The following is a 26,383-nucleotide window of genomic DNA, read 5'->3' as shown; positions in this document are numbered from 1 at the left end:
TCGGTTATATCGATATGCGATTTACTCTACGTCAACTGCAAGTCTTCGTCGCCGTCGCCCAGCAGGAAAGCGTCTCGCGCGCTGCTGGCCTTTTGGCCTTATCTCAATCCGCCGCCAGCACGTCGATTACCGAGCTGGAGCGGCAATCCAGCTGCCAATTGTTCGACCGCGCGGGCAAACGCCTGAGCCTCAACGCCCTCGGTCACCAGCTATTGCCCCAGGCGGTAGCACTGCTGGACCAGGCCAAGGAGATCGAGGACCTGCTCAACGGCAAGTCGGGCTTCGGCTCCCTGGCGGTCGGGGCCACGCTGACCATCGGCAACTACCTGGCCACGCTGCTGATCGGCAGCTTCATGCAGCAGCATCCCGAGAGCCAGGTGAAGCTGCATGTGCAGAACACTGCGCATATCGTGCATCAGGTGGCGCACTACGAAATTGATCTGGGTCTAATCGAAGGCGACTGCAGCCACCCGGACATCGAGGTGCAAACCTGGGTGGAAGATGAACTGGTGGTGTTCTGCGCACCCCAGCACCATTTGGCGAAGCGCGGCCAGGCGACCATGGAAGAGCTGACCCATGAAGCCTGGATCCTGCGGGAACAAGGCTCTGGAACACGCCTGACCTTTGACCAGGCCATGCGGCATCACCGCAGCGCGCTGAATATCCGCCTGGAGCTGGAACACACCGAGGCAATCAAACGCGCGGTGGAATCAGGCTTGGGGATTGGCTGCATTTCCCGGCTGGCGCTGCGCGACGCCTTCCGGCGTGGCAGCCTGGTACCGGTGGAAACCCCGGACCTGGACCTGGCCCGGCAGTTCTACTTCATCTGGCACAAGCAGAAGTACCAGACCTCGGCGATGCGCGAATTCCTCGAGCTGTGCCGGTCGTTCACCGCCGGGGTGCAGCGCAGCGACGAGATCGTACTGCCGACCATTGCCTAGATCAGGATCACGGCCCACACCAGGGTAATCATGGTCAGCGCTACGAACTGCGCGGCGCTGCCCATGTCCTTGGCATTTTTCGACAAGGGGTGCAGGTCCAGGGAAATCCGGTCGATCGCCGCTTCGACGGCGGAGTTGAGCAACTCGACGATCAATGCCAGCAGGCACACGGCGATCAGCAGCGCCCGCTCTACCCGGCTGACGTTAAGGAAGAAACTCAGCGGGATCAGGATGACATTGAGCAACACCAGCTGACGAAACGCCGCCTCGCCGGTGAAAGCCGCACGCAGGCCATCCAGGGAATATCCGCCTGCGTTGAAAATACGTTTGATACCGGTTTGACCCTTGAAAGGCGACATAGAGTAGGCAACTGAGCAAAAAGGTGTGGGGAAACTAGAGCAAGCAAAGTCAAAAAAACGTGAATGAACAGCGTCTTAATGCTGCGAAATTGACTCAAGTTGTTGCAAGAGCAGCGCCGCCTGGGTTCGCGTACGTACGCCGAGCTTGCGGAAGATCGCCGTGACGTGAGCCTTGATGGTCGCTTCCGACACGCTCAGCTCGTAGGCAATCTGTTTGTTCAATAGACCTTCGCAGACCATGGTCAATACGCGGAACTGCTGGGGCGTGAGGCTGGCCAGGCCATCACGCGCGGCCTTGGCTTCGTCGGAGACGTTGATCTCTTCAAAGGCCTGCGGCGGCCAGGAGACATCGCCATCCAGCACCGTGCGCACGGCTTTCTGGATGTCTTCCATGGAGCTGGACTTGGGAATGAAACCACTGGCACCGAACTCCTTGGAGCGCACCACCACCGACGCCTCTTCCTGGGCCGATACCATCACCACCGGTATCTGCGGGTATTGCCCACGCAGCAGCACCAGCCCGGAAAAACCGTAGGCACCGGGCATGTTCAGGTCCAGCAGGACCAGGTCCCAGTCGGACTTTTCGGTAAGGCGGGTTTCCAGCTCGGCAATGCTGGCGACTTCGACGAGGCGTACATCCGGCCCCAGGCCCAACGTGACCGCCTGGTGCAGCGCACTGCGAAACAGCGGGTGGTCATCGGCAATCAGGATTTCGTATGTGGCCATTTATTAAATGATCCTGTTTTTTAGGGCGGCACTGATGGGTTCAGTGCTCGCCAACGCGCAAGGTGGCTGCCAGGCCAGCAGTCACCAAAGGGCGCGTTCAACGTCAAAAAGCGACGTATCCAATCTGTGACAGCGCCCCAATCGGCGCCAAGCATGCCCAGCGTAGCCTGGGTGGTCAAGCGCTACGCCCGTGGCTATTTTAGCGGGCTGCGCGTTTGCGCGGCCATCATGCAAAGGTCGGCTGGCCATGACACCTATAGATAAGGTGCAAGGCGAGTATGGACGACATCGGCCGGGTCCAGCGCCAGTTGAAACTTGGCGGCCAGGTAGTGAGTGCTGAATACGTCCAGGTAGGCATCCAGGACTTCACTGGCTGCGGCATCTTCAGCCAGCTCCAGGCACAGCGCGGCGACTTCGGCGGTGCAGAAGTGGTCATCACGCTTGGAGCGACGCAGCTTGTAGCGCGACAGTTGCTCGGGCGCCAGGCTCAGCACCGGCAAGTGCTCCAGGTACGGGCTCTTGCGGAACATCTTGCGCGCCTCGCTCCAGGTGCCGTCCAGCAAAATGAACAGCGGGCGCTTGCCCTCCTCCAGCCTGACCTGATGGACCACCCGCTCCGGGGCCACGAATTCGCCGGGAAAGACGATGTATGGCTGCCATTGCGGGTCGGCCAGCAGGGTCAGCAACTCCGGCTCAACCTCAGTGCGCGACCAGGGGAACGCAGTCGTGTCGTTGATCACATCGGCAATCAGCCAGCCGGTGTTGCTGGGTTTCATCGGCTCTACGTCGTGCATCAGCAGGCACATGCCGGATCTGGCCTGGACCTTGGGCCGCCAGGCGCACAGGCAGTACTCGGGAATCACCCGGCAGCCGGGGCAGCGTTCGGCCCGCGAGCCTCGCGCTACAAACGGTTTTACGGCACGGGCCAGGCGCTGCGTGCGCAAACGGGAGACGGCATGGCTCATCGGGTGCGCCGCAGGGAAGTGGAAATCGACACGGATAGAACTCGGAAGGCAAAAGTTACCGCAGTTTACCAGAGCCGCCCCCGGCCACCTGCACTTCCCGGCAATAGGCTGGCCCTAGGGGCAAGCGGTCACCTATAATCCCGCGCCACTGAACGCACAGCGCAGTGGCTGGTCTATGCACCAGTAACCGAATCAGGAGAGTTTCATGCTGCGTCTTATGCCACGCCTTGTAGTTCCGTCCGTCGCCCTCGCGCTGGTGTTGCCTCTGGGTGCCCAAGCGGCCTCGTTGCTGGAGGCTCAACTGAACAGGAAGCTGCAAAGCGTCGCAGAGGAAACCAACAAAGAACTGCCACGGGAAATTGACGAAAAGACCCTGGAAGTTGCCTACACCGTTGAAGGCTTGCAGCTGATTGACCATTTGAGCGTACTGCCCGACCGCGCCGAGCAAATGCGCGCCAACCCCAAGGCTGTGTACTTCCAGCTCGGCCAAAGTGTGTGCCTGAACAAGGGTTACCGCGAGCTGATGGCCAAGGGCGCGATCATGCGCTATGAAATCACCGAGAACAAAACCAACCGCCCGGTAGCTTCGGTGAAGTTCCAGGAAGCAGATTGCCCGGCACCGGCTGCCGCGAAGAAGAAAAAGTAAGTGACACCTCCTGTCGCGCGCCGCTGACCAGCGGCGCGCAATATCCCCCTCTGCACTCTCCGCCATTGTCCGCTCGCGGCAGCGTCTAAACTCCCTCAGAAGTGATCAATAAGCGGTTGCCAGCCAAGACTTTATAGGCTCATGATCAATTCATCCTGAACGCCTGGAACATCGGGTTTTCACACCGTCCTGTAACATTTTCAGGGCAAAAGAGGGTTGCCCTCCTGAGCGTGCAATGCAAAGGTTTTTAATCATAAGGAATATACAGAACCGGTATCGCCCACCTCGTTAATCAGAGGCAACGACACATGCAGTGTCGTGGTCCCGACGAATTTCTCGCCGGCACCCAGGGTTCTGTGAAGAAGGAGAAGTTGAATGCCTTACGAACCGAATGAACTCCTGATCCGTCAATTTGAAGAAAACGGCACCGACCTCACGCAGCAGGTCGACGCGCAACTCCACTTGATTGCGCCCAACAGCCCAAATATCCCCCTTTATCGCGACATGATCTTCACCGTGTTGCGCATGGCCCAGGACGACCGCAGCCGCTGGAATGCCAAGATCACCTTGCAGGCGATCCGGGAACTGGACCACGCCTTCCGCGTGCTCGAACAGTTCAAGGGGCGGCGCAAAGTCACGGTGTTCGGCTCGGCGCGCACGCCGGTGGAAAGCCCGCTGTATGCACTGGCCCGGGAAGTGGGCGCGGTCCTGGCCCGTTCGGACCTGATGGTGATCACCGGCGGCGGCGGCGGCATCATGGCGGCGGCCCATGAGGGTGCCGGCCTGGAGCACAGCCTGGGGTTCAACATCACCCTGCCCTTTGAACAGCACGCCAACCCGACCATCGATGGCACCGAGAACCTGCTGTCCTTCCACTTCTTCTTTACCCGCAAGCTGTTCTTCGTCAAGGAAGCCGACGCCTTGATCCTGTGCCCGGGCGGTTTCGGTACCCTGGATGAAGCGCTGGAGGTGCTGACCCTGATCCAGACCGGCAAAAGCCCGCTGGTACCGGTGGTACTGCTGGATGCACCGGGCGGTAGCTTCTGGCAAGGCGCACTGGACTTTATCCGCAGCCAGCTTGAGGCCAATCGCTACATCCTGCCCACCGACCTCAAGCTGGTCCGCCTGGTGTACAGCGCCGAAGAGGCGGTGGACGAAATCAACCAGTTCTACGCCAACTTCCACTCCACCCGCTGGCTGAAGCGCCAGTTTGTGATTCGCATGAATCATCCGTTGAGTGACCGCGCACTGGCCCATCTGCAGGAGGCATTTGCCAGTCTTCGCCTCAGTGACGACTTCCAACAAATCGCGTACACCGGCGAAGAGCATGACGAGCCAAGCTTCAGCCATCTGACGCGGCTGGTGTTCAACTTCAACGGGCGTGATCAGGGACGGTTGCGGGAATTGGTGGATTACATCAACTTGCCGGAAAACTGGGCACAGGCTCAGGGGAAAACGCAGCAGCGGGTGACGGAGACGGCGTGACCTGACACTGAATCGAAAAAAGGCCCGCTATTTTCATAGCGGGCCTTTTGGGTTGTGTCAGGTAGAACGATGCGCAGGCTGGGGCCGCTGCGCAGCCCAGCGGGAGCAAGCTCCCTCGCCACACCAAGCCCCGCAATGATCAGAGCAACCTTTACCAGGCGCAGCCTTCAGTCATCCATATCCCGACCGCTCAACAGGCGACTGATCATCTCCATCGAAAACCCGCGATAACTCAGGAAGCGACCTTGCTTGGCCCGCTCACGCGCATCAATAGGCAGATGACCGGCAAACTTGCGCCGCCAGGTTTCTTCCAGTTGTGCCTGCCAACTGATGCCGCACTCACGCAACGCGAGTTCGATATCAGCCCGCTGCAGGCCACGCTGGCTCAGCTCTTCACGAATTCGTGCAGGGCCATAGCCGGATCGGGCTCGGTAGGAGACGAAACTTTCGAGGTAACGGGACTCCGACAGCAGCCCTTCTTCCGTCAAACGGTCAAGGGCTGCGTCGATCATCTCGGGATCTGCGCCACGCTGACGCAGCTTACGCGTCAGCTCGACTCGACCATGCTCGCGCCGTGCGAGCAGGTCCATTGCAGTGCGCCTTACGGCGACGGGTGTATCCAGGACAACGCTCATCGTTTGCTTCAGATGTCAGTGTCGACTTCTTCTACTTCTTCAACCGGCTCGCGGTTGGCGGCAGCCTTGACGTCAGGTGCCGGGGTCAGCAACTTGTCGCGGATCTGCTTCTCGAGCGTAGCGGCAACATCCGGGTTATCCGCAAGGAACTTGGCCGAGTTGGCCTTGCCCTGGCCGATCTTGCTGCCGTTGTAGGCATACCAGGCACCGGATTTCTCGACGAAACCGTGCAGCACGCCCAGGTCGATCATCTCGCCGTTCAGGTAGATACCCTTGCCGTAGAGAATCTGGAACTCGGCCTGACGGAACGGCGGGGCCACCTTGTTCTTCACGACTTTAACGCGGGTTTCGCTACCGACAACCTCGTCACCTTCCTTCACCGCGCCAGTACGACGGATGTCCAGACGGACCGAAGCGTAGAACTTCAGCGCGTTACCACCGGTGGTGGTTTCCGGGCTGCCGAACATCACGCCGATCTTCATCCGGATTTGGTTGATGAAGATCACCAGGCAGTTGGCGTTCTTGATGTTACCGGTGATTTTACGCAGGGCCTGGGACATCAAGCGGGCTTGAAGGCCCACGTGCATGTCGCCCATTTCGCCTTCGATTTCAGCCTTGGGTACCAGGGCTGCCACGGAGTCGACCACGATCACGTCGATGGCGTTGGAGCGCACCAGCATGTCGGTGATTTCCAGCGCTTGCTCACCGGTGTCCGGTTGCGAAACCAGCAGGTCGTCAACGTTGACGCCCAGCTTGCCGGCGTATTCAGGATCCAGGGCGTGCTCGGCATCGACGAACGCACAGGTGGCGCCCATTTTTTGTGCCTGGGCAATCACCGACAGGGTCAGGGTGGTTTTACCGGAAGATTCAGGACCGTAGATCTCAACGATACGGCCTTTTGGCAGGCCGCCAATGCCGAGCGCGATGTCCAGACCCAGAGAGCCAGTGGAGATAGCCGGGATCGCCTGACGGTCGTGATCGCCCATACGCATTACGGCACCCTTGCCGAATTGACGTTCGATCTGACCCAGGGCCGCAGCCAAGGCTTTCTTCTTGTTGTCGTCCATTAAAGTCCTCACGTAATCAATAAGGCCTGGCGGCCAACACCTGTATAAGTAGACAGTATTGTTCCACAAAGATCCGTGATCGCCTACCCCTGATTTTCTATTTCTGCTGCAGCTCGTCGCAACAAGCCCTCTAGCGCGGCCTTTACCGTTTGTCGGCGGACCTCGTCGCGGTTGCCGGGGAAGTGTTCGAGCTCGGCGGTAACCTCATCGCCCACGCCCCAGGCCAGCCATACGGTGCCCACCGGCTTGTCCGGCGAACCGCCATCGGGCCCGGCCACGCCGCTGACTGCCACGGCAAAACGCGCCAGGCTTTTCTCCTGGGCACCCCGCACCATCGCCTCCACCACTTCGCGGCTGACGGCACCGACCTTGGGGAACAGAGCTTCCGGCACATTCAGTTGCCGCGTCTTCTGGCGATTGGAATACGTGACATAGCCCGCCTCGAACCAGGCCGAACTCCCGGGAATCCGCGTGATTGCCTCGGCGATACCGCCGCCGGTGCACGACTCGGCCGTTGTGACGTGGGCATTGAGAACCTGCAAGCGTCGGCCAAGTTCAGCGGCGAGTTGAGTAATTTCCTTCACGGTCATCTCCTGGAGTGGACGGGCGTTCGCCTACCCTACAGGAGCCAATGGGCCATGCAAGTTACAAGAGACTAACGCGCGACGGCCCGGACATACGCCTGGCAGGCGCGCAAGGCGATCATTGCGTTGTCGCCGTCGTCGGTGATGCCGATAATTCGTTGAGCATGCGCCGGGTCAAGTCGGGCTCGCGGGGCGCCATGAACCAGGCTGCCGGGGGTGGCGGTGGCTGGCATTGGGCAGCCGTTGCCTGAATCGCTGGCGTCGAGAAGGACTGACAACCGCACATCAGCAGTGGCCAGGCGATCCCGCAGGTGAGCCTGAGCGCGTTGTGCATCGGAAAGCTCCCGGGTGTGTTGTTGGTCGCTGGCGCTGAGTTGTTGCTCCAGTGCCAGCCGTTTGTCCTGTTCGGCCTGTTGTTGCTGGCTGAGTGCTGCGGCATGCAGAGCCTGCAGGTGCTCGAGTTGTGCGCCATATCGCCAAGCCTGTACCTGCCAGGCAACACCCGCCGAAACTGCGAACAACAGGCAAAACCCAAGCAGGCGACACGACGTCAGGAAGCCCATGACACCGCCTTCGCCCGCGCCCACAGTTGCATACGGTTCTCCAGACCGTTGAGGCCACCATTGATGCGCCGGGTGATGGTGGTGAACTGGTCCTGGTCAGCCAGCTCGTTCAAGCCATTGCGCTGCCAGAACCACGCGGCAGATTCGCACGCCCATTGCGGCGTCTCCAGCAACTCCGGTTGGTGCAACAAACGCTCATCGCCGAACAGTGCCTGACTGCACGCCAGGTAGTTGCGCCGGCCGGTGATCTGGATCAGGCCGCGGCCGCGATACTTCTGGCCATCGCCATCAGCTTCCGGGGAGTTGCCCAGGCGGGCGGCCAGGGTGCCGGTGTCGTACTTACTCAGGTATTGATCGCTGCCCAGTTCACGTACGTAGCGCAGTTCGCCTGATTCGTGGCCGATTTGGGCGAGGAAGGCGGCGATGCGTTTGGGTGTGGTGATTTGGTGACGTGCAGTAGCCTCGTTTAAAGGAGCTAAAAAAATGCCCGCTCTAAGGCGGGCTCCAGGCATTACCTGGATAAGTTGAGGGAGTGTTATCAGCATCGTTTTTTACTCTCACACGCCCAGATATTTACTGAGCAACAGCGTCCAACCAAGGCCATCCAGCGGGCCGTTTGGCTATCGAGGGGATAGGGTAGAAGGAACCGATCGAGCACGTCATTGCGGTGACGACAATCCGTTCGCCTTGATCGTGCATCGGTAGCTTTCCTTGCGTTTGCCGACGGCCCTCAGCGTGTCGATGGACCAGCGCCCCTGCATGAAGCCGGGCCAGGTTTCATCCAGCACCAGCAGCCCTTCGGCCTGGAACGCCGGGTTGCCGGGGCATACCACATTGATCTGCAGGCCTTCACGGCTAACCCGGCGCATCTCGCCTTCGGCCGCCGTCCTGGCTTCGTCTTCGCTCTGGTAGCGCTGGGCAAGGACCTTGAACGGCGCACCGCCCACCTCCACCTCACGTTTCTTGCAGGTAGCGACATCCCACCAGGACGCCTTGGCCCCTTCGAACTTGGCCCGGCTGGTCTCGGTAAAACTGGCGCTGATAAACGCGCGGTCGCCCGGACGGTTATCACGGGTGACCGACAGCCGCACTTCTTGCAGCGGCTTGCCCGACAGCGAGGTGATCTGGCCTTTACGGCCCAGCACATACAGCTCGTCGACAGGCTTGGCCACCGCATCAAAACGCTTGGCAAGCCGGGTCAGGAAGCTCATGTCGCTTTCGTTGGTCTGGTCGATGTGAGCGATCTTTTCAGCGTCCAGATCCGGCGCGACCCTGGGTGAGAATCCATAATGCGTGGTCAGTTGGCGGAACAGTGCGCCCAGGGTGGTTGGCCCATGGCTGGCTGTGCGGCGCTGTTTGAATTCGTCCTGGTCGAACGGCGCCGCCGTGGCCACCAGCACCAGGCGCAGGGGGAACAGGTACGGGGTGCGCTGGGTAATCTTGAAGAGCCCCTTGTCCTCCAGGCCGGTCTCCAGGTAACCGACCCGCAGGCCGATCCTCCCACCCAGGCTGGGCAATCCCTCAAGCCCTTCGATGTCGAGGGTCAGCTTGAGTTGGTCGGAGACGAAGCCTGCGGCATCGGTGTGTTCCCACTCCAGTAATCGCTCGTTGAGCAGCGCGGCATTGGTCCCGTAAATTTCCACCGCCGGTGTGAATCCAAGTGCCATGGTTCCTCCTTAATCCCAAACCGAAACCGGTTTTTTTGCGGCGGGCCGCGCGTCCAGCTCCGGTACGATTACACCGATGCCGGCCGGCAATACCGCCCCGTGTTCCGCGAGGTCCGGGTTGAGATGCCACAGTGCTTCCTCGGCAGCGTCGTCGCTGCGACCCAGTTCGCGGTAGAGCAGCAGGTTGACGGAGTCACCGGCAATACTTCGGACTCTACGCATTGACGAACTCCTCCAGTATCAACGTCCAATTGATCAGCATGGCGGTGCCGTCGTCGATCACGTTGGCTTGTTTCTCGTCCACCGATTTGATCGTCCACAGCCCCCAGTTACGGCCAATCCCGTCCACCAACGGCAGCGGTGTACGCAAGGCCTGCAAGTCGCGCAGTTCGTCGAGCCTGGCCATGCCAATGCCACGCGCCGCCTTGCCGGCAAAGGTCAATGTTTCGAGGGCCTGGCCGGTCTGGCTGGACTTGGGTTTGCCGGCAATGATGTCCAGCGCGACCCAGCCACCGCTACTGTTACGGTCGAGGGTCGCGTAGGCAAACCCGCGCGACAGCCCGAAAATAAAGCTGCCCAACACCATTTGTTGTCGCATTAAACCGCTCCATCGGTGAGTGCCGCGTCGCGTCGCGTCGCCAGCAGGTTGTCCATCGACAGCGGCGTGAACTGCGCCTCGATCTGTTGCACGACGAGCGCCGCCAGCGCCTGGTAACTGGTCTGCTCGGGTGCGGTAATGTTGATCTGCGGGGCGAAGTTGATTTGCCGGTTGTCTGTTTGAGCGTTGGGAAGGCTTTGGCTGACCTGTTCGGGTGGCGGGAGACGGTCGTCACTGCTCATGACTTTCTCGCCCAGGCTCGCCCCGACGTCGCTGCCGACGAACGTGCCGACGACGCCGCCCACCACCTTACCGATTGCACCGCCGGCAAAGCCGCCGATCACACCGCCCAACACTGTGCCGGCGCCCGGAATAATCGAACCCAGCGCCGCCCCGGCGAGCGTGCCAACGGCTCGCCCAATGGCCAGCCCTGCAACCTCGCCGGCCACACCACCCGCGACGCCACCGCCTATCGACCCCACACTGGCGCCAACGGACTCTTTCAGGGTGCCATTGCTCGCGCCCTTGATGAGATTGATACCCGCGTCTGCCACCACCAACGCCAACGAACCGCGCTTCGCGATTCGGCTGGCTCTGTTGGTTTTCGTGGGCGCATCAGGGCCTGAGTTTTTGCCTGGCGTGCGCTCGCCCTGGCGTGTGTCGCTACCTTGTGACTTCCCTTTGCTGCCGGACGGGTCGGACTTGTTGCCACCGGCATCGCGGGGCGCGTCACCCTCGCCCAGGACTTTCCCGGCGACCTTGTCGAAGACTTTGTCCACGACAGTGCCGCCGAGCTTCTTCGCCAGCGGCACCATCACCACCGCGGCCAATGTGAGGGCGGCCGTGGCTTTGGGCAGCGATTCAGCCAGCCAGCCCAAGCCATTGACCACTGAGGTCAGCACCGTCAGTGCGCCGTTTTTCAGGGGTGCAATCGCCGTATCGGAAGCTGTCTCCAGGCGGGTGGTACTGGCCTGGAAGGCTTGTTCATGAGCTTGCGTGGAGTCTGCCCGCCCGGTCGCCGAACGCATGACCGAGCCCTGGTCTCCCAGGACCGAAGTCGCGTAAGTCGACTTGTCGGCCACCGCCGAAAAGGCCTGCTTCAGCGTGTCGATTACCGGCACCAGGCTCAGAATCGAGCGGTTACCGTCGAACAACTGCGTGGCCAGTGCCGCCTGCCTTTCCTGGGGCTGCGCCTTGAGCGCCTCGAGGACCGTCAGCACTGTTTGCGGTGCGTCCTGCTTCATGCCTGCCGCAAGCACCTTCGGGTCAAGCTTGAGCTCTGCCCAGGCAGCACGCTGCCCCTCGGAGGCACCGTCACCCTTGGCCAGCGCGGCGCCGACTTTTTCCACCGCAAGCCCGGCAGACGCCCGGTTGTTACCAACCGTCAGCAACGCCGCCGAAAACGCCGCTACCTGCTCGGGGCTCATGCCCGACGTTCTCGCGGCAGTGCTCTGGCGCACAATCGAACCAATATCCACAGCATCGGCCTTGAGCGAAGCGTGGGAACCCAGCACGTTGGTGGCGTCAGCCAGATCCAGCGCCTGCGGGCGATCCAGCTTCATCGACCCACGCCAGCCGCCCATCATCTCGCCGGCCGTCTTGATATCGGTCTGAAAGGCCGCGGCGATGAGCGCGCTATCGCGGGCGAACTGCAGCAAATCAGCCTGGCGAGTTTCAAGGTCCTTGCCTACGCCGGACCGGGCCCCCACCTGCTCCACCCTTGCCAGGTCGACAGCATCTGCGCCACTTGCGGCAACCATCGGGTCTGACGCCAAGGCCAGGTTGGCTTCGCGCAGTTGTGTGCGCTCATGCCCGGCAAACCCCACCACTTCATGCAGGTCGGTCATCGCCGTTTCCAGCGTCTGCGAGGGTTTGACGGTATCGGATGAGGCGCCGCCCTTGCTATTGCCCTTGCCGGTTTTCAGGGCACCCATCACATCGAGCAATGAGCCGTTGAACCTCTCCAGCGTGTCGATGAGCCGGGTCTGCCCCGTGACCAGTTGCGTCAGTTGCGCACCGACATTCGCCAGTTCCTGGCCCGGCACGGCCTTGGGTACGGTATCAAGCAAGGACGGGCCGGCAAGCATCGGCGCAATCGGCTGGATGCTGGCGCCTGCCCCGGCCGTTTCAAGCGAGCCGTAAATCGCCTCGCCGTCCCTGGCGATGAGCGACCTCAATCCAAATTTACTGTCTGCCATCCGCTCTACTCCTGTTTGACGCCAAGGCGAGTGATCGCGATGTCGTAGCGGCGCAATGCTTTTCCGGCGTCCCAGTCCAGGATTTCCGCTTCATTTACCGAGTAAATGAGCGGCACGATGTCGAGAATTACTTCGATGTCGCGCTCCGAAAGAAGTCCGCCGGTTTGTTTAAAAAATCGTCGATGCGCCCCTGCAGTTCGGTCCAGTCGGGCACGCTGAGGTCGGCGAGATCCGGGATCATCAGGCCGGTGCAGTGGGCAGTGATGAACTCGGCGCGCTCTTTGTTGGTGGCGAGTTTTTTCATCGCCTTGGTGGCACGCAGGGCGGGCATTTCCAGGATCAGGCTGGTGAGACGGCGGCCGCCGGTGTCAAGCGGCAACAGCAGCGAGACGTGCTCACTGGTCGCCGATTCGCGGGGCTGCTCGTCGGCGTCGAGGAAGTACGAGGCAGGCCGGGTCGACATGTCGTGCACGTACTGGGCGATGCTCACATAGTCCGGACGCTTGAGTTGGTCGAGTTCTTTTTCCGACAGGCCGGTGGCGAGTTTGGCCAGTTCGAAGAACTGATCGTCCTCGTCATCACCGGCCCGGGCCAGCGCGTCTTTTTGCGCGGCGTAGAACAACGGCTTGAGTTGAATCTGCTCGATCAGCGCGCCGGTATCAGCGGTGATCGGCGACAGCAGGATGTGCAGCGGAGGCATCCAGGCCATGAATCAATTCCTTGGTGAAGTATGGGAGCGGGAAAACCCGCTCCCGGGGGCTTAAGGCATCAGTACCGCGCGGCGGGCATCGCCAAGGATGTCGACGCCGTTGAGCACAAACTTCTGGGTACGCACGTCGATGTCGATCACCGGGATGCCGTTTTCCAGGCGGTTGTAGGTGCGGCAGGAGAACTCCAGGGTGAGGGCGGGTTTATCGCCCATCTTCAGGGTTGTCTCGGTCAGGGTTTTCAGCTTGCCGCCGATGGTGTGGTAGGTGAAGTAAGTCTTGCCGTCCTGGTCCTGGCCGGCTTCACGCACGTTCAACAAAATGTCATCGCCCAGGCGCACCCCCAGGGCAAGCATGATTTCCGGACCCGCACCTTGCAGCTCCAATGTGGCGTTGAGCACTTTGGCGCTCTTGGCCATTTCTTCGGCGATGAAACGTCCGCCGGTCATCTGTTCCATGTCGAAGTCGATCTTCGGCGGTGCGAACGAGGTGACCGTCGCCGACAACGGCAGGCCTTGAAGGGTGGCCGCCATGGCCTGTCTGATTCGGTTGGTAAACATTAGAGAACGTCCTCCAGGAACTGCTCGATGATTTCATCGCGGGCGTTGAGTTGATAAATCATGTGTTCGTTCGGCGCGTAGCGGCCGTAGTCGATGACGATGAACCAGGTGCCGTTCTTGTACTTCTCGACACTGTTCAGTTCAGGGTGCAGGTACACGCTGCCGCCTGGAATGGTCTCGTCGGCCACCAGGGTTTGCAGCCAGTCGTTGATGCGCTTGACCTCCTGGTCCATGAACGACTTGGTGAGGTTCTTGGCCATGGCTTTCTGGCCGGCCTTGACCAGCTTGCGGCTGATCGCATCTTCCAGGCCCACGTAGCTGATGAACTTGCCGGTGATGGAGCGGTTACCCAGCAGCGAGAAGCCGCCGAGGATGGTGCGGGCGTAGTAGCTCACGCCGTAGCGGTTGAGCAGGTCGCCTTCGGTGGAGGTGTCGAGGATGTTGTACTCAACCACGCGGGACACGTCTTCGGCGAAGGTCACCTGATTGCCCGGGCTTTCCCATTGCTTGACCTTGGCCAGCGCGGCGATGGCCAGGGACGACGGCGCCAGGAACACGTTTTTCTTCGCGGCCTTGGAGTACACCGACGGCATGTTGTGCACCAGCAGGCAACGGTCGAAACCGAGATCGGCACCGCCCAGTTCGCCGCTGTAGGTCACCTGGTCGGCGACGGTTGCGTCCTTGCCGTCCAGCACCACACGGGCCGTGATGCGCTTGCCGAAGGAGGCGAATTCGCCGGCCACGGCCTTGGTGCCGGTGAAACCCGGGGCGCCGATGATGGTCAGGTCTTCGGGGACGCTGGCCAGGGCGGCGAGGCCCAGTTTGCGGCCGGTGACCGGCTCTTCACCGCCGATTACGTTATTGATGGTGTCGGCCGGGGTGGTGCCCTCGTCGACGATCACTACGTAGACCGGCACCTTGACCACTTTGAGGATCTGGTACACGGCGTGGAACAGCGTGCCGGTTTCAGCGCCGGTGGGGTCCAGCAGCGCCTGGGTGGTGAAGCTGTTGATGCGGAACGGGGCGTTTTTCGGAATCGACGCATGGGCGTTGGGGGCGGTGCCCACCAGGCCGATGACGTTATCGCCCAGGCCACCCATGGCCTCGGGGGATTCAGTGGCATTCACGGTGATGCCGTTATGTTCGAAGTTCAAAACCTCAGCCATGATCAGTCAGCCTTCTTCGGGGTGGAGTTGAGGACGCTGGTGAGTTCCAGGCGGCCAGCGGTGCGCAGGGCGGATGCTTCGACGTCCAGCAGTTCCAGTTCCTCGCCGGCGGTAGACCAGTGGCCGTTGCCGGTGGGGAATGGAATGAGGACGGTGTAGGTTTGGCGGTTAAACATGAGTGGAATTCTCCGGGTGGAAAACGCCAAAGCCCCTGCGAGAGGGGCTTTGGCGGGCGAAAAAAAACCGCTTTCGCGGTGGCTATCGTTATTTAAGGAAACCAGGTTTTTCTGGCCATACAACAGTGAAAGGATCGCCTACATCTTGCGGGACATCCCGCAACAGTTTGCGGTAAGCAGCGACTTCCGCACGCTGAACTTCACTCAGAGGGCTGTCCTGGACTTGGGTATGGTCTGTTTCTCGCAAAAGTTGATCGCGACGGACGCGAATGGAGGACCATTCCAAACATTCAAGACCTTCTTTGCTGGGGATATGAGATTGAGTAGGCGAGACAAATACTTCAGCCATTTAGAAAACCACCGTTGGGGAAAGGGAAAGTTTCGACTTGATCTCACCGACTTTGATCGCGCGATAGCGACCAATCTGCATAGTGTCAATTCGCAACGATGTAACATACACATTGGGTATTTTAATTCGGCAGATCGCATTACCAGCCGTATCAGCATAGATGGCCGGCGCAAACTTCCCAAAGCAAGATTGATTTATAACTGCGCGCTGAGGCGAATAAACATACCCGGCAAATGTTTCATCCAGCACCAAAGAACTACCGTAACTATAACCGCGAATATTCAGCCAGAACATCTGATCATCGGTATTAATAGAAAACGGCAACTTGAAATGGGCGTAAACCTCCATTGAGGATCCAAGGTCCGTCGCTACCATGCCACCAGAAGCGTCAACGTTATAGGGGGCTCCCGTACCCCAAACAAGCCCTTGGAAGACACTCATCAACAACGTCCCGGGTGCGCCGGGTTCTCCAACTACATCCTTAAGTGCACGAAACTGATCAAATTCCGCACGGGCTTGATCCATTCGTTTGTCAATATCGCCAATCTTGCCATTCACGGCACTGGTCAGATTGTTGGAAGCCTGAACCAGGTTGGCTATTTGCGTTTCCGTACTCAAAATAGTAACTCCTTTACTTTGCCATTCTCAGGCCACTTAGTACCGGCAAACAACCATAACTAAATAGGCCAGCCCACTGTCTAAATTACAACTCGAGTATCTTCCAATTTCATCACACGAAACAAAACCCCCAGATGGCGAGCCATATTGTCGATATTGGCTGTCGCCACTGCAGCCAGTTCCTCTGCAATTAAAATATTAAGATTTTCCATGCCCACTACTACCGTCACGCTATCGACCGGCAGTGGCGTCATGTCCAGCGTAAACTTCTGCAACACACGGGCCGCGGCCGCCTTGTAGGTGAGTAATTTCCCGGCAACAGAATAAACTGCCAGCAAGGTCCCGCTAGCCAGGTAAAACCCAAACTCTCCAATCTCATACTCAGCCTCGCCATCAAACAGCGCGGCCATTCTGAGTTGTTGATTACCGAGGTCTTCGTAATCGGCAATTGCGACTCGCTGGCGTTCATCCCGCAAAGCAACTTCACTGCCGTCGGGGTTGTAACGGCCAGTCCCTGCGCCAATATGGGTAATTTCACCTTTCAAACCCTGGTTCTTTGCCTGCAACACTTCACCCAAACCCTTGGAGGTGAAGCGCACCAGGCGCGTAATGTCTTCTGTCATGGCTGCGCCCTGAGGTCGTAATCGTTAATGGTGTAGTACCGGGCGACCCCGGTGCTGGGAAGTCGGGCGCCAAGCACGAGTTCAGGCAGCGCCCCCATGAGAGAAAGCTCGCTGTCGCAAAGTGCAGCATGAGCAACACCGCTCAGCGCCAGCCCACCCACCGTCTCGTGCACGATGGTGATGGTGGCCAGGTCCCGCTCGCTCTTGGCCGCGTTGATGCGGCGGATCAAACGGTTGTGATCGCCACTGGACCAACTGCGACCGATGATTGCCTGCACATCAAAGTTGTAAGGCAGGCCGGTTGGCCGCTGTTGATACCAGGCACTGATATTGGGGGTGAATCCCAGGGATTCGACGGCGTAGCTCAGCGCCTTGGGCGTACCGGCCTGACGCTGGATTTGCCAGGACAAGGCCACGGTGAGGCGCTTCTCCGACTCGCTGGCAGCGGCGTCCCATTCACTGACGCCGCGATCAGCGGCCAGGTAGGGAAGGAATTCAGCCGGCGTCTGCAGCGGGTTCATCAAGGCCGGGAATGGCGGAGTGACCCGATCGAGCAATTGCCCGAAACCCAGGTCCAGCGCCTTCTCCAACGGCGAACTGTTGGCGGGCAGCAAACTGCCTTTTGGCTCACTCATAACGTGTGCACCTCCACCTCGACACCCGTGCAATACGGAGCCTGAAACGCCGTGGTGACGATCGGCTCCAGCGGCTCAAGGATCTGCAGTTGCGCAGCGCCTGCCGAGTGTATGGCGTAGTCGATCCAGCTCGGGTCCACCCGCCCTTCCAGGCGATGACAAGACTCGGCGTAGGTTTGCAGCAGTCGCTGCGCGGCTACCTGGGTCAATCCGGAATCCGGACCGGCGTTGATCTTGGCCACCACCCGAATTTTGTAGCGCAGGATCTGCGCCCCCTGCACCGTGACGAGATCCGTTTCCGGTCGCACGTCAGGCCGGGCGAAATGCCGGCGTACACCGTCGAGTAGATCCGCAGAAGGTGTACCATCCCCGTCTCGGGACAGGACCGTGACCATCACTTCGCCGGGCGCGGTTCGACGGCCGTTGCCATCCTTGACCCGTGCCGCGTAGCCGTCCGGGTCGAAGGTATAAGTGACCGTCACCACACCCGGCGTAGCACTTTGCACTTTCACCGATGGACGCTCACCGAGGGTGAAAACCTCCCGCCGATACTGCATCCGCGAGCCCGCCGCCGGAGCGTGAGGCGCGAGGTAATAACGCAACCGGGCGTCATCGTCGCTCTCCAATGTTGGCGGTACCGGCGGGAAAGCCGCCGGGTCACCAGGGTCGAGCACCTGGCGCTCAAGGCCCATGTCCGCCAGGCGCGCATCGAGGTTGCTGCCGGTAGCCCACCACGCCAGCATCTGCTTGATGCGGGCGTTGTATTTGCGCTCGTGGGTTTGCAGGCGAACGCAAAAAGCTTCCAGCGCCAACGTCAGCAACTCGCTCTCGTTCTCCAGGCTGACCTTCAGCTTGGCGGCATTTTCTGGTGCACGAGTAGCGACGTAATCAACGACAAACGCCTTGAACTCCGCCAGCAACGGTTCGAACTCATCGACGGCAATGATCGCTGGCTCAGCCAGCTGGTTCTGGCCGGGTATCAGCATGCTCATGTCACCACCTCGAAGGATTGCTTGCGGTTTTTCCAGGTGCCGGCGAAGCGCAGCAACAGGCCGGCGCCCTGGCGGTTGGCGACGATGACTTGCGGTTCGAAGTCGGCGATGCCGTTCTGCGGGTTGTAGAACGCCTGGGCGGCATGGCTCTGGGCGAGAATCAGCAGGTCATCGCCGAGGTTTTGCCCGAGCAGCTGCGGGATCATCGAGCCGTACAGCGGGCGCTTCTGGCGAGTGCCCAAGGGCGTGGTCAGCACTCGGGTAGCGCGCTGCACAAATTGCAGCCAGTCATCGACCGCCGCCCCGGTGTTTCTATCGATTCCGATCATGGGATGTCCTTGTCAGGGGCTGATGACTCGACCCTGGTGGTCCACCACCGGGCCGCTGAAGTGCGCGCCGCCGGCGTCCAGCAACAGGCTGCTGCCGCCGACTTGCAGCGTGATGCCCTGGGCGCTCATCGTGAGGCTGGCGGCGCCGACCTTGATGTCGACCTGTTCGCGGGAACCTGTGAACGTGGTGGGGCCATTGACCCAGTTGAAGGTATGGCTGGCGTCGTCGTAGTCGCTCTGGGTACCGTCCTGATGGCGGCGCCGGGTCAGTGTCGAAGCGCTGGAGACCGGTGGAAAGCGGTCGCTGTTCAAGCCGAACAAGGCCACCGATTGCGCCCCGCCCTCCCCGGCGCCGTAGTTGAGCAGCAAACATTGCTCGCCTACTGACGGGATGCGGGTTTCCGTCTGTGCCCCGGCGCTGGGGTTGAAAAAGCGGATCGCCGGGGTGAGCAGTTCGCCGTGGCTGACCTTGCAGGTATTGCTGGCGGCGTCGACCTCCTGGCACACGCCGATTCGGCAGAAACTTTCGGCGCGTCGATACAGGTCTTCGAGCTGGCTTTCCATTTCCGCCAGGCGCTCCACGATCGGCCCCAGCTGCATGCGTAACAGCGCGTCGAACATGGGCTACTCCGCCAGCGGCTTGTATTGGTCGGGGTCGTCGATGTTCGAAACTTCCCAGGTGCAGGCAAAAAGCGGCTTGCCTGTGGGATCGTTGAGCAACGGCGGCCCGATATAGAGGGTTTGGGTGAAGGTGACGGTCCAGGTGTCGTAGTCCGTCTCCGCGCTGGTGCGTATTGAAGGCGCAGCGACAATGCTGGTCGGCAGGTCGCACTGCGCCTGCGGTAGGTTCCAGCGGTTATCCAGCACCAGGTCCATCAGTTGGTTGGCCAGGTCGCAGGCATCAAAGGGCAAGGCACCCGGGGCCACCATGGCCTTGAGTGAAATCCCCAGGGCATGGGCCTTGCGCCCCTCGCGGGAGCGAAGGCCCGGCCCATTGCCTTCGACCGTGATCAACACGCCGGTGTCGTTCGCGGCGCCCTGAAAGTCCTGATGAGTGCCGACCTTAAGTTCCGGAAACGCCCTGCGCAGTGCCTCGCTGATGGCCTGGGGCAATTGGGAGGGTTTTTCGATAAGTGTCATTTAAGTAGCGTCCTTGCAACGGTTACTGCGGGTCCCGGCCAGGGCCTTCGTTGACGCCGATGCGCTTGGCCGCCCAGCGTTCATAAAGGCCGATGGCCACGTCGGCGCCGGCCATGGCGGTCAGGCACCCAATGGCGCCGGCCGTCCAGATCGACATGCCGGCGGCGTAGCACAGCATCAGGGCTGATACCCCGCACACCATGCAGGCCCCCGAACGCAGGGCCAGGCGCCGCATAAGCGACCAACCGCGGGCGCCTTCCTTGTCGGCGCGCCACATTTCTCCGGAAACCCCGCCAATCACCGCCAATACGATGACCAGCCAGATAGGCATTTCCGCCAACGCTTGCTGCTCGTTTGTCATGTCACGCCTCCTGGAATGAGTGATACCGGCAGGTCGCCGGTTGTAGGTGTTTGTTTCAATTTGAATGGGTTCTCTAGGTAGGCATTCCAAAAAGCCCGGCTGCCCGGGCTTTTCAGTAATGATGTCCTCGAACTTTCGGCGCTACTGGCGCGGTACGGTTCTTTCCTCAATGTTTTTCCGACCACGATCCCTGTCTGCCGGATAACTGCTTCTGGTGCTTTACGCTGCACACCCGGGCCAGTTGCCAACCCTCTGAACCGTTAAGGCCGGTTCATCGCTGCCTGTTCTTGAAGCGGTTTGAAACTAAAGAGCGTCGGCATCCTTGCCGGTATTGCCTGGCATCCTTGCCATCGCTTCGATGGCGTCCTTGCCGGTGTTGCGTAACGTCCTTGTCTTCCTTGGCAGCATCCTTGCCGCCTCCACCAGGCCTTCTTGGCTGGCTTGAGATGAAGAATATGCATGTATGCATATACAGTCAATGCACAAATGCATTTATTTTTGCGCAATAAATGCACAGGTGCATTTATAGCCCCGCAGGCAAAGGGTTTGGTGGTTTTACGCAGACGAAAAAAAGCCCGCTCACTGGCGGGCTTTGTCTTACACAGAAGGGTTAGCGGGCGTACATGCCCCACCAGAAAACGTGACCAAGGATGCTGATCTGTTCATCCTGGATTTCCTGGAAGCTGTAGTCCTCGTCCGGATGTTCATCGCGGTTGAAGCTACGCAGGCGAATCCCGGAAGGCAGGCGATAGAGCTGTTTCACCCGTAGCTGGCCGTTGTGATTGATGGCGTAAAGATCGCCATCGACGATGTCACCAATCCCGCATTTGCCCGCATTGACACCTACGGTGGCGCCGTCGCGCAGCACCGGCAACATACTGTTGCCGCGCACCGTCACGCACTTGGCCTGGTCGAACTGCACACCGTTATGCCGCAGGCTGCGCTTGCCGAACCGCAGGCTGGCCTTCTCGCTTTCCTCGATGACGAATCTTCCTGATCCAGCAGCCAATTCAACCTCGCGCAGAAAGGGGATCGACACCTCGTCATCATTAACGGGTGTTTCGTCGTCCCACAGGCTTATGTCCTTGAGTTCCGAATGCATCGGGTCACGCTCGTCCGACCGCACCGGCACCAGCCCTGCGCGCCCGCGCAGCTGATCGGTGCTGACCTGAAAATAATCGGCGATGCGCGAGATGTGCTTGTCCGACGGATCCACGATCTTGCCGCTGAGGATCCGGGACAGTGTGGATTGAGGCACGCCGGTACGCCGGTGAAGCTCCGTGGGGGAGATCCGGTCGCGGTCCAGCAGCTCTCTTAAGACGATAGAAACGTTGCGTTTTTGCATAACGCGGATAGTGCAGGCAGTTTTGATGCTTGGCAAATGCTAATTTGCATATTTAATGCATGGAGCAGCGAATTTGACCTGACCGTTTGTGCACTGCGAAGCCCGGACCGCGCGTGTTAACCTTGCGCCCATTGCAAAAAATGCTGGGCCAAGCGCCCCCTTTGCCCCATCACTTTCAACGAATTTGCCAACTATCCAATGAGTAAAAACACTTCCGATCTGTCCTCCCACACCCCGATGATGCAGCAGTACTGGCGCCTGAAAAACCAGCACCCTGATCAGTTGATGTTCTACCGCATGGGCGATTTCTACGAGATCTTCTATGAAGACGCGAAGAAGGCGGCCAAGTTGCTGGACATCACCCTGACCGCGCGCGGGCAGTCGGCCGGGCAGTCAATTCCGATGTGCGGGATTCCATATCATTCGTTGGAAGGTTACCTGGTCAAGCTGGTGAAGCTGGGCGAGTCGGTGGTGATCTGTGAGCAGATCGGCGACCCGGCCACCAGCAAGGGCCCGGTGGAACGCCAGGTGGTGCGCATCATCACGCCGGGTACGGTGAGTGATGAGGCGCTGCTGGATGAGCGTCGCGACAACCTGATCGCGGCAGTACTGGGGGACGAACGCCTGTTCGGCCTGGCAGTCCTGGATATCACCAGTGGCAACTTCACGGTGCTGGAGATCAAGGGCTGGGAGAATCTGCTGGCGGAGCTTGAGCGCGTCAATCCGGTGGAGTTGATGATCCCGGACGACTGGCCAAAGGACCTGCCGGCGGAACGTCGCCGTGGGACCAAGCGTCGTGCGCCGTGGGATTTCGAGCGTGATTCGGCGCTGAAAAGCCTGTGCCAGCAATTCTCCGTGCAAGACCTCAAGGGCTTCGGTTGCGAAACCCTGACCCTGGCCATCGGCGCCGCCGGTTGCCTGCTCAGCTATGCCAAGGAAACCCAGCGCACTGCCCTGCCGCATTTGCGCAGCCTGCGTCATGAACGCCTGGACGACACCGTGGTGCTGGATGGCGCCAGCCGTCGCAACCTGGAACTGGACACCAACCTGGCCGGCGGGCGCGACAACACCCTGCAATCGGTGGTCGACCGTTGCCAGACCGCCATGGGCAGCCGCTTGCTCACCCGCTGGTTGAACCGCCCGCTGCGGGATTTGACCGTGCTGCAAGCCCGCCAGACCTCTATTACCTGCCTGCTCGACCGCTACCGCTTTGAAAAGCTGCAACCGCAGCTCAAGGAAATCGGCGATATCGAGCGGATTCTGGCGCGGATCGGCCTGCGTAATGCGCGGCCCCGCGACCTGGCACGCCTGCGCGATGCCCTCGGCGCCCTGCCGCAACTGCAAGCGGCGATGACCGAACTGGAAGCACCGCACCTGCAGCAGCTGGCAGTCACCACCGGCACCTACCCGGAGCTGGCGGCGCTGCTGGAAAAAGCCATCATCGACAACCCGCCCGCGATCATCCGTGACGGTGGCGTGTTGAAGACCGGTTACGACACCGAGCTGGATGAGCTGCAATCCCTGAGCGAGAACGCCGGGCAGTTCCTGATTGACCTGGAAGCCCGTGAAAAAGCCCGCACCGGCCTGGCCAACCTGAAAGTCGGCTACAACCGCGTGCACGGCTACTTTATCGAGTTGCCAAGCAAGCAGGCCGAGCAGGCGCCGATCGATTACCAGCGCCGCCAGACCCTCAAGGGTGCCGAGCGCTTTATCACTCCGGAGCTTAAAGAATTCGAAGACAAGGCGCTGTCGGCCAAAAGCCGCGCCCTGGCCCGGGAGAAAATGCTCTACGAAGCCTTGCTCGAAAGCCTGATCGACAAGCTTGCGCCGTTGCAGGACACCGCCGCCGCCCTGGCCGAGCTGGATGTACTGAGCAACCTGGCCGAGCGTGCCCTGAACCTTGACCTGAACTGCCCGCGCTTTGTCAGCGAGCCGTGCATGCGCATCGTGCAAGGTCGCCACCCGGTGGTTGAGCAGGTGTTGACCACGCCGTTCGTCGCCAACGACCTGTCGCTGGACGACGACACCCGCATGCTGGTGATCACCGGTCCGAACATGGGCGGTAAATCCACCTACATGCGTCAGACCGCGTTGATCGTGCTGCTGGCGCATATCGGCAGCTTCGTGCCGGCGGCAAGCTGCGAATTGTCACTGGTGGACCGCATCTTCACCCGGATCGGTTCCAGCGATGACCTGGCCGGCGGCCGTTCGACCTTTATGGTGGAAATGAGCGAAACCGCCAACATCCTGCACAACGCCACCGAACGCAGCCTGGTGCTGATGGACGAAGTGGGCCGCGGCACCAGCACCTTCGACGGGCTGTCCCTGGCGTGGGCGGCGGCCGAGCGTTTGGCGCACCTGCGGGCATATACGCTGTTCGCGACGCACTACTTCGAACTGACCGTGCTGCCGGAAAACGAGCCGTTGGTAGCCAACGTGCACCTCAATGCCACCGAGCACAACGAGCGCATCGTGTTCCTGCACCACGTGCTGCCCGGCCCGGCAAGCCAGAGTTACGGCCTGGCCGTGGCGCAACTGGCGGGGGTGCCGGCCGAGGTGATTACCCGTGCTCGCGAGCACCTGAGCCGCCTGGAAGAAACCGCGCTGCCCCATGAGATTCCCGTGGCCAGCCCGGCCAAGGCCAGCAACAAACCCAGCGCGCCGCACCAGAGCGACATGTTCGCCAGCCTGCCTCATCCGGTACTGGATGAGTTGGCTAAGCTTGACCTGGATGACGTGACGCCGCGAAAAGCGCTCGAAATGTTATATGCACTGAAGACTCGGATATAACGCAGACGCTTGCAAGCTGGTAGACTCTCGCGCGGTTTGGGATGCTGCGGGCTTTTAGCCTGGCCTGCAGACTATCGCTCCCGAACCTCGCGAGCCCTGCCACAAAGGGTTTCGCTGCCGCCGCCTGAGGAGAAAATTAGAAATGACCTTCGTCGTCACCGACAACTGCATCAAGTGCAAGTACACCGACTGCGTAGAAGTGTGTCCGGTGGACTGCTTCTACGAAGGCCCGAATTTCCTGGTCATCCACCCGGACGAGTGCATTGACTGCGCCCTGTGTGAACCAGAATGCCCGGCCGTCGCTATTTTCTCCGAGGACGAAGTCCCGGCAGAGATGCAGGAATTTATTCAGTTGAACGTTGAGCTGGCGGAAATCTGGCCGAATATCACTGAGCGCAAAGACCCGATGCCGGATGCGGCAGAGTGGGATGGCAAAAAAGGCAAGATTGCCGACCTCGAACGCTGATAGCGTCGATGCCCTCCAAAAGGCCCCTTGCGGGCCTTTTTGCATTTCTGCGGGGCGGGTTTCACTTTTCTACAGGCAAAAAAAAGGGGCGGTATGACCCGCCCACATTTTTTCCCTAGTCCCTGTGTTCCTTTTCATCGTCCTGATGAATCGCACCCTGCGAGGTTCCCTGAATCATCGTTCCTTGATGACTGTGTCAATCCGTGGACACAGGGCTGATCTTAGAGAGTTCACGGGGAAGTTCAACGGGATCCAACCCGCCGGGTTTTCGATTCACGCGCTCAAACGCGAATAAATAATCTTTATATTTCAATAAGATAGAAATATAGGCAATCAATTCAAGACGCCCCCGCCGATGAAAAAACCCAAACGCTTACGAAAAAGTAAGTGAATGCTTACACCAGCAATTACGTAAAAGAGTAAAAAACGCCTCGTTGGTGTTCACCAGGCAAGAAAAAGCCCCGACAAGGTCGAGGCTTTTTTCCCATCCGGTGGATCAGTCGTCGCTGACAGTAATCGTCGGCATTGCCTGGGCCTCTGCTTCCTGCAGGACGATTCGCGCGCCTACGTGGCGCGCCAGCTCCTGGTAGACCATGGCAATCTGGCCATCGGGCTCGGCAACCACCGTCGGCTTGCCGCCATCAGCCTGCTCTCGAATCCCCATGGACAGCGGCAACGACGCCAGCAGTTCAACGCCGTACTGGGTCGCGAGCTTCTCGCCGCCGCCTTCACCGAACAGATGCTCGGCGTGGCCGCAGTTGGAGCAGATGTGCACCGCCATGTTTTCCACGACGCCCAGCACCGGGATGTTGACCTTGCGGAACATCTCCACACCCTTGCGGGCATCCAGCAGCGCCAGGTCCTGCGGTGTGGTGACGATCACCGCGCCGGCCACCGGCACTTTCTGCGCCAGGGTCAGCTGGATATCGCCGGTGCCGGGCGGCATATCGATCACCAGGTAGTCCAGGTTGCCCCAGTCGGTCTGGGTGACCAGTTGCAGCAACGCACCGGATACCATCGGGCCGCGCCAGACCATCGGTGTGTTGTCGTCGGTCAGGAACGCCATGGACATGACTTCCACGCCATGGGACTCGATCGGCACGAACCATTTCTGGTCCTTGATCTTCGGCCGGGTGCCTTCCGGGATGCCAAACATCACGCCCTGGCTCGGGCCATAGATGTCGGCGTCGAGAATCCCGACCCGCGCGCCTTCTCGGGCCAGGGCCAGGGCCAGGTTGGCGGCGGTGGTGGATTTGCCCACGCCGCCCTTGCCGGAAGCCACGGCCACCACGTTCTTGACGTTGGCCAGGCCCGGAATCTGCGCCTGGGCCTTGTGCGGGGCGATCACGCACTGGATGTCGATCCTGGCCGCGCTGACGCCGTCCAGGCCTTCGATGGCCATTTGCAGCATCTGCGCCCAGCCGCTCTTGAACAGGCCTGCGGCGTAGCCCAGCTCAAGCTGGACCGAAACCTTGTCACCCTGCACGTCGATGGCGCGTACGCACCCGGCGCTGACCGGGTCCTGGTTCAGGTAGGGGTCGGTGTACTGGCGAAGAACGGCTTCCACCGCTGCGCGATTGACGGCGCTCATGGGCTACTCCCGAAAAAAGACTGACTAAAACAGGCGGCTATCCTAACCGTTCCAGCGCCCCAGCGGCACGCTTTCGGCCTGCGGGAAAATCCGGAAACAGC

Annotated in this window: 32 protein-coding genes; 5 read left to right on the top strand and 27 right to left on the bottom strand. The window is 60.3% G+C overall.

Annotation, left to right across the window (positions count from 1 at the left end):
- Positions 1-14: 14 nt before the first annotated feature.
- Positions 15-941 carry a LysR family transcriptional regulator gene (locus AC3WKX_RS14715; protein WP_003208633.1) on the top strand — a complete coding sequence of 309 codons (927 nt, stop codon included), beginning with the start codon at positions 15-17 and terminating at the stop codon, positions 939-941.
- Here AC3WKX_RS14715 and AC3WKX_RS14710 read toward each other — a convergent pair.
- From AC3WKX_RS14710 to AC3WKX_RS14700, 3 genes are all read right to left on the bottom strand, one after another.
- A complete protein-coding gene (locus AC3WKX_RS14710) occupies positions 938-1,300 on the bottom strand; it encodes a diacylglycerol kinase (RefSeq protein ID WP_003208635.1) in 363 nt (120 codons plus the stop codon). The genes AC3WKX_RS14715 and AC3WKX_RS14710 overlap by 4 nt on opposite strands.
- A gap of 75 nt (positions 1,301-1,375) precedes the next feature.
- Complete coding sequence (erdR, locus tag AC3WKX_RS14705; RefSeq protein ID WP_003208636.1) at positions 1,376-2,026, bottom strand: response regulator transcription factor ErdR; 651 nt, start codon at positions 2,024-2,026, stop codon at positions 1,376-1,378.
- A 254-nt stretch (positions 2,027-2,280) separates the two neighbouring features.
- Positions 2,281-2,991, bottom strand: coding sequence for a tRNA-uridine aminocarboxypropyltransferase (locus tag AC3WKX_RS14700; RefSeq protein WP_003208638.1), 711 nt, complete (start codon positions 2,989-2,991; stop codon positions 2,281-2,283).
- A gap of 205 nt (positions 2,992-3,196) precedes the next feature.
- On the opposite strand from AC3WKX_RS14700, the gene AC3WKX_RS14695 reads away from it, so the two are divergent.
- Positions 3,197-3,637, top strand: coding sequence for a PA3611 family quorum-sensing-regulated virulence factor (locus AC3WKX_RS14695; RefSeq protein WP_003208640.1), 441 nt, complete (start codon positions 3,197-3,199; stop codon positions 3,635-3,637).
- A gap of 375 nt (positions 3,638-4,012) precedes the next feature.
- Positions 4,013-5,122 (top strand): LOG family protein, encoded by a 1,110-nt coding sequence (locus AC3WKX_RS14690; RefSeq protein ID WP_087695311.1) that lies wholly within the window; start codon positions 4,013-4,015, stop codon positions 5,120-5,122.
- Positions 5,123-5,289: 167 nt separating this feature from the next.
- Here the strand turns inward: AC3WKX_RS14690 and recX are convergent, their stop codons facing one another.
- The 23 genes from recX to AC3WKX_RS14575 all read right to left on the bottom strand — a co-directional run bounded on the left by recX (position 5,290) and on the right by AC3WKX_RS14575 (position 21,435).
- The gene (gene recX, locus AC3WKX_RS14685; protein WP_003208644.1) at positions 5,290-5,757 is read right to left on the bottom strand and encodes a recombination regulator RecX; all 468 of its coding nucleotides are present in this window, start codon (positions 5,755-5,757) and stop codon (positions 5,290-5,292) included.
- 8 nt (positions 5,758-5,765) lie between these two features.
- Positions 5,766-6,824, bottom strand: a complete 1,059-nt coding sequence (gene recA / locus AC3WKX_RS14680) for a recombinase RecA (RefSeq protein ID WP_003208645.1) — start codon at positions 6,822-6,824, stop codon at positions 5,766-5,768.
- 83 nt (positions 6,825-6,907) lie between these two features.
- Entirely contained in the window at positions 6,908-7,408 is a 501-nt protein-coding gene (locus AC3WKX_RS14675; RefSeq protein ID WP_003208648.1) for a CinA family protein, read from the bottom strand.
- Between the two features lie 71 nt (positions 7,409-7,479).
- Positions 7,480-7,971, bottom strand: a complete 492-nt coding sequence (locus AC3WKX_RS14670; protein WP_102604877.1) for a lysis system i-spanin subunit Rz — start codon at positions 7,969-7,971, stop codon at positions 7,480-7,482.
- Positions 7,959-8,516, bottom strand: coding sequence for a glycoside hydrolase family 19 protein (locus AC3WKX_RS14665; protein WP_023659218.1), 558 nt, complete (start codon positions 8,514-8,516; stop codon positions 7,959-7,961). The genes AC3WKX_RS14670 and AC3WKX_RS14665 overlap by 13 nt, the downstream gene beginning before the upstream one ends.
- Before the next feature lie 114 nt (positions 8,517-8,630).
- Entirely contained in the window at positions 8,631-9,638 is a 1,008-nt protein-coding gene (locus AC3WKX_RS14660; protein WP_102604878.1) for a phage tail protein, read from the bottom strand.
- 9 nt (positions 9,639-9,647) lie between these two features.
- Positions 9,648-9,860, bottom strand: coding sequence for a tail protein X (locus AC3WKX_RS14655; protein WP_003208655.1), 213 nt, complete (start codon positions 9,858-9,860; stop codon positions 9,648-9,650).
- Positions 9,853-10,236, bottom strand: coding sequence for a phage tail protein (locus AC3WKX_RS14650; RefSeq protein WP_003208656.1), 384 nt, complete (start codon positions 10,234-10,236; stop codon positions 9,853-9,855). The genes AC3WKX_RS14655 and AC3WKX_RS14650 overlap by 8 nt, the downstream gene beginning before the upstream one ends.
- The gene (locus tag AC3WKX_RS14645) at positions 10,236-12,434 is read right to left on the bottom strand and encodes a phage tail tape measure protein (RefSeq protein WP_102604879.1); all 2,199 of its coding nucleotides are present in this window, start codon (positions 12,432-12,434) and stop codon (positions 10,236-10,238) included. Before AC3WKX_RS14645 ends, AC3WKX_RS14650 begins: the two co-directional genes overlap by 1 nt.
- A gap of 127 nt (positions 12,435-12,561) precedes the next feature.
- Entirely contained in the window at positions 12,562-13,143 is a 582-nt protein-coding gene (locus AC3WKX_RS14640; protein ID WP_003208660.1) for a phage tail assembly protein, read from the bottom strand.
- Between the two features lie 51 nt (positions 13,144-13,194).
- On the bottom strand, positions 13,195-13,701 hold the full coding sequence (locus AC3WKX_RS14635; protein WP_102604880.1) for a phage major tail tube protein: 507 nt from the start codon (positions 13,699-13,701) through the stop codon (positions 13,195-13,197).
- Complete coding sequence (locus AC3WKX_RS14630; RefSeq protein ID WP_102604881.1) at positions 13,701-14,867, bottom strand: phage tail sheath protein; 1,167 nt, start codon at positions 14,865-14,867, stop codon at positions 13,701-13,703. The genes AC3WKX_RS14635 and AC3WKX_RS14630 overlap by 1 nt, the downstream gene beginning before the upstream one ends.
- Positions 14,868-14,869: 2 nt before the next feature.
- Positions 14,870-15,043 carry a hypothetical protein gene (locus AC3WKX_RS14625; RefSeq protein ID WP_003208665.1) on the bottom strand — a complete coding sequence of 58 codons (174 nt, stop codon included), beginning with the start codon at positions 15,041-15,043 and terminating at the stop codon, positions 14,870-14,872.
- Positions 15,044-15,131: 88 nt separating this feature from the next.
- Positions 15,132-15,392 (bottom strand): tail fiber assembly protein, encoded by a 261-nt coding sequence (locus AC3WKX_RS14620; RefSeq protein ID WP_102604882.1) that lies wholly within the window; start codon positions 15,390-15,392, stop codon positions 15,132-15,134.
- On the bottom strand, positions 15,393-16,010 hold the full coding sequence (locus AC3WKX_RS14615) for a hypothetical protein (protein WP_102604883.1): 618 nt from the start codon (positions 16,008-16,010) through the stop codon (positions 15,393-15,395). It lies immediately after the preceding gene.
- An 80-nt stretch (positions 16,011-16,090) separates the two neighbouring features.
- Positions 16,091-16,633: a hypothetical protein gene (locus AC3WKX_RS14610; RefSeq protein ID WP_102604884.1), complete on the bottom strand. Its 543-nt coding sequence runs from the start codon at positions 16,631-16,633 to the stop codon at positions 16,091-16,093.
- Entirely contained in the window at positions 16,630-17,268 is a 639-nt protein-coding gene (locus tag AC3WKX_RS14605; RefSeq protein ID WP_102604885.1) for a phage tail protein I, read from the bottom strand. The genes AC3WKX_RS14610 and AC3WKX_RS14605 overlap by 4 nt, the downstream gene beginning before the upstream one ends.
- Positions 17,265-18,260, bottom strand: a complete 996-nt coding sequence (locus AC3WKX_RS14600; RefSeq protein ID WP_102604886.1) for a baseplate J/gp47 family protein — start codon at positions 18,258-18,260, stop codon at positions 17,265-17,267. The genes AC3WKX_RS14605 and AC3WKX_RS14600 overlap by 4 nt, the downstream gene beginning before the upstream one ends.
- The gene (locus tag AC3WKX_RS14595) at positions 18,257-18,589 is read right to left on the bottom strand and encodes a phage baseplate protein (protein WP_102604887.1); all 333 of its coding nucleotides are present in this window, start codon (positions 18,587-18,589) and stop codon (positions 18,257-18,259) included. The genes AC3WKX_RS14600 and AC3WKX_RS14595 overlap by 4 nt, the downstream gene beginning before the upstream one ends.
- Before the next feature lie 12 nt (positions 18,590-18,601).
- Positions 18,602-19,210 (bottom strand): phage baseplate assembly protein V, encoded by a 609-nt coding sequence (locus AC3WKX_RS14590; protein WP_102604888.1) that lies wholly within the window; start codon positions 19,208-19,210, stop codon positions 18,602-18,604.
- A gap of 3 nt (positions 19,211-19,213) precedes the next feature.
- Positions 19,214-19,729: a hypothetical protein gene (locus tag AC3WKX_RS14585; protein ID WP_102604889.1), complete on the bottom strand. Its 516-nt coding sequence runs from the start codon at positions 19,727-19,729 to the stop codon at positions 19,214-19,216.
- A gap of 22 nt (positions 19,730-19,751) precedes the next feature.
- A complete protein-coding gene (locus AC3WKX_RS14580; RefSeq protein WP_003208680.1) occupies positions 19,752-20,090 on the bottom strand; it encodes a phage holin family protein in 339 nt (112 codons plus the stop codon).
- 610 nt (positions 20,091-20,700) lie between these two features.
- Entirely contained in the window at positions 20,701-21,435 is a 735-nt protein-coding gene (locus tag AC3WKX_RS14575) for a LexA family transcriptional regulator (protein WP_032899152.1), read from the bottom strand.
- A 198-nt stretch (positions 21,436-21,633) separates the two neighbouring features.
- On the opposite strand from AC3WKX_RS14575, the gene mutS reads away from it, so the two are divergent.
- Together mutS and fdxA are read left to right on the top strand one after the other, a co-directional pair.
- The gene (mutS, locus tag AC3WKX_RS14570) at positions 21,634-24,225 is read left to right on the top strand and encodes a DNA mismatch repair protein MutS (RefSeq protein ID WP_008433521.1); all 2,592 of its coding nucleotides are present in this window, start codon (positions 21,634-21,636) and stop codon (positions 24,223-24,225) included.
- Positions 24,226-24,367: 142 nt separating this feature from the next.
- Positions 24,368-24,691: a ferredoxin FdxA gene (gene fdxA / locus AC3WKX_RS14565; RefSeq protein ID WP_003208688.1), complete on the top strand. Its 324-nt coding sequence runs from the start codon at positions 24,368-24,370 to the stop codon at positions 24,689-24,691.
- 496 nt (positions 24,692-25,187) lie between these two features.
- On the opposite strand, the gene apbC is transcribed toward fdxA, so the two are convergent.
- Positions 25,188-26,282, bottom strand: coding sequence for an iron-sulfur cluster carrier protein ApbC (gene apbC, locus AC3WKX_RS14560; protein WP_102604890.1), 1,095 nt, complete (start codon positions 26,280-26,282; stop codon positions 25,188-25,190).
- Positions 26,283-26,383: the final 101 nt, after the last annotated feature.

Source organism: Pseudomonas sp. GP01-A4, from assembly GCF_058780865.1.
Note: the sequence above shows the minus strand (reverse complement) of the source record. Positions and strands in the feature narration are given on the sequence as shown.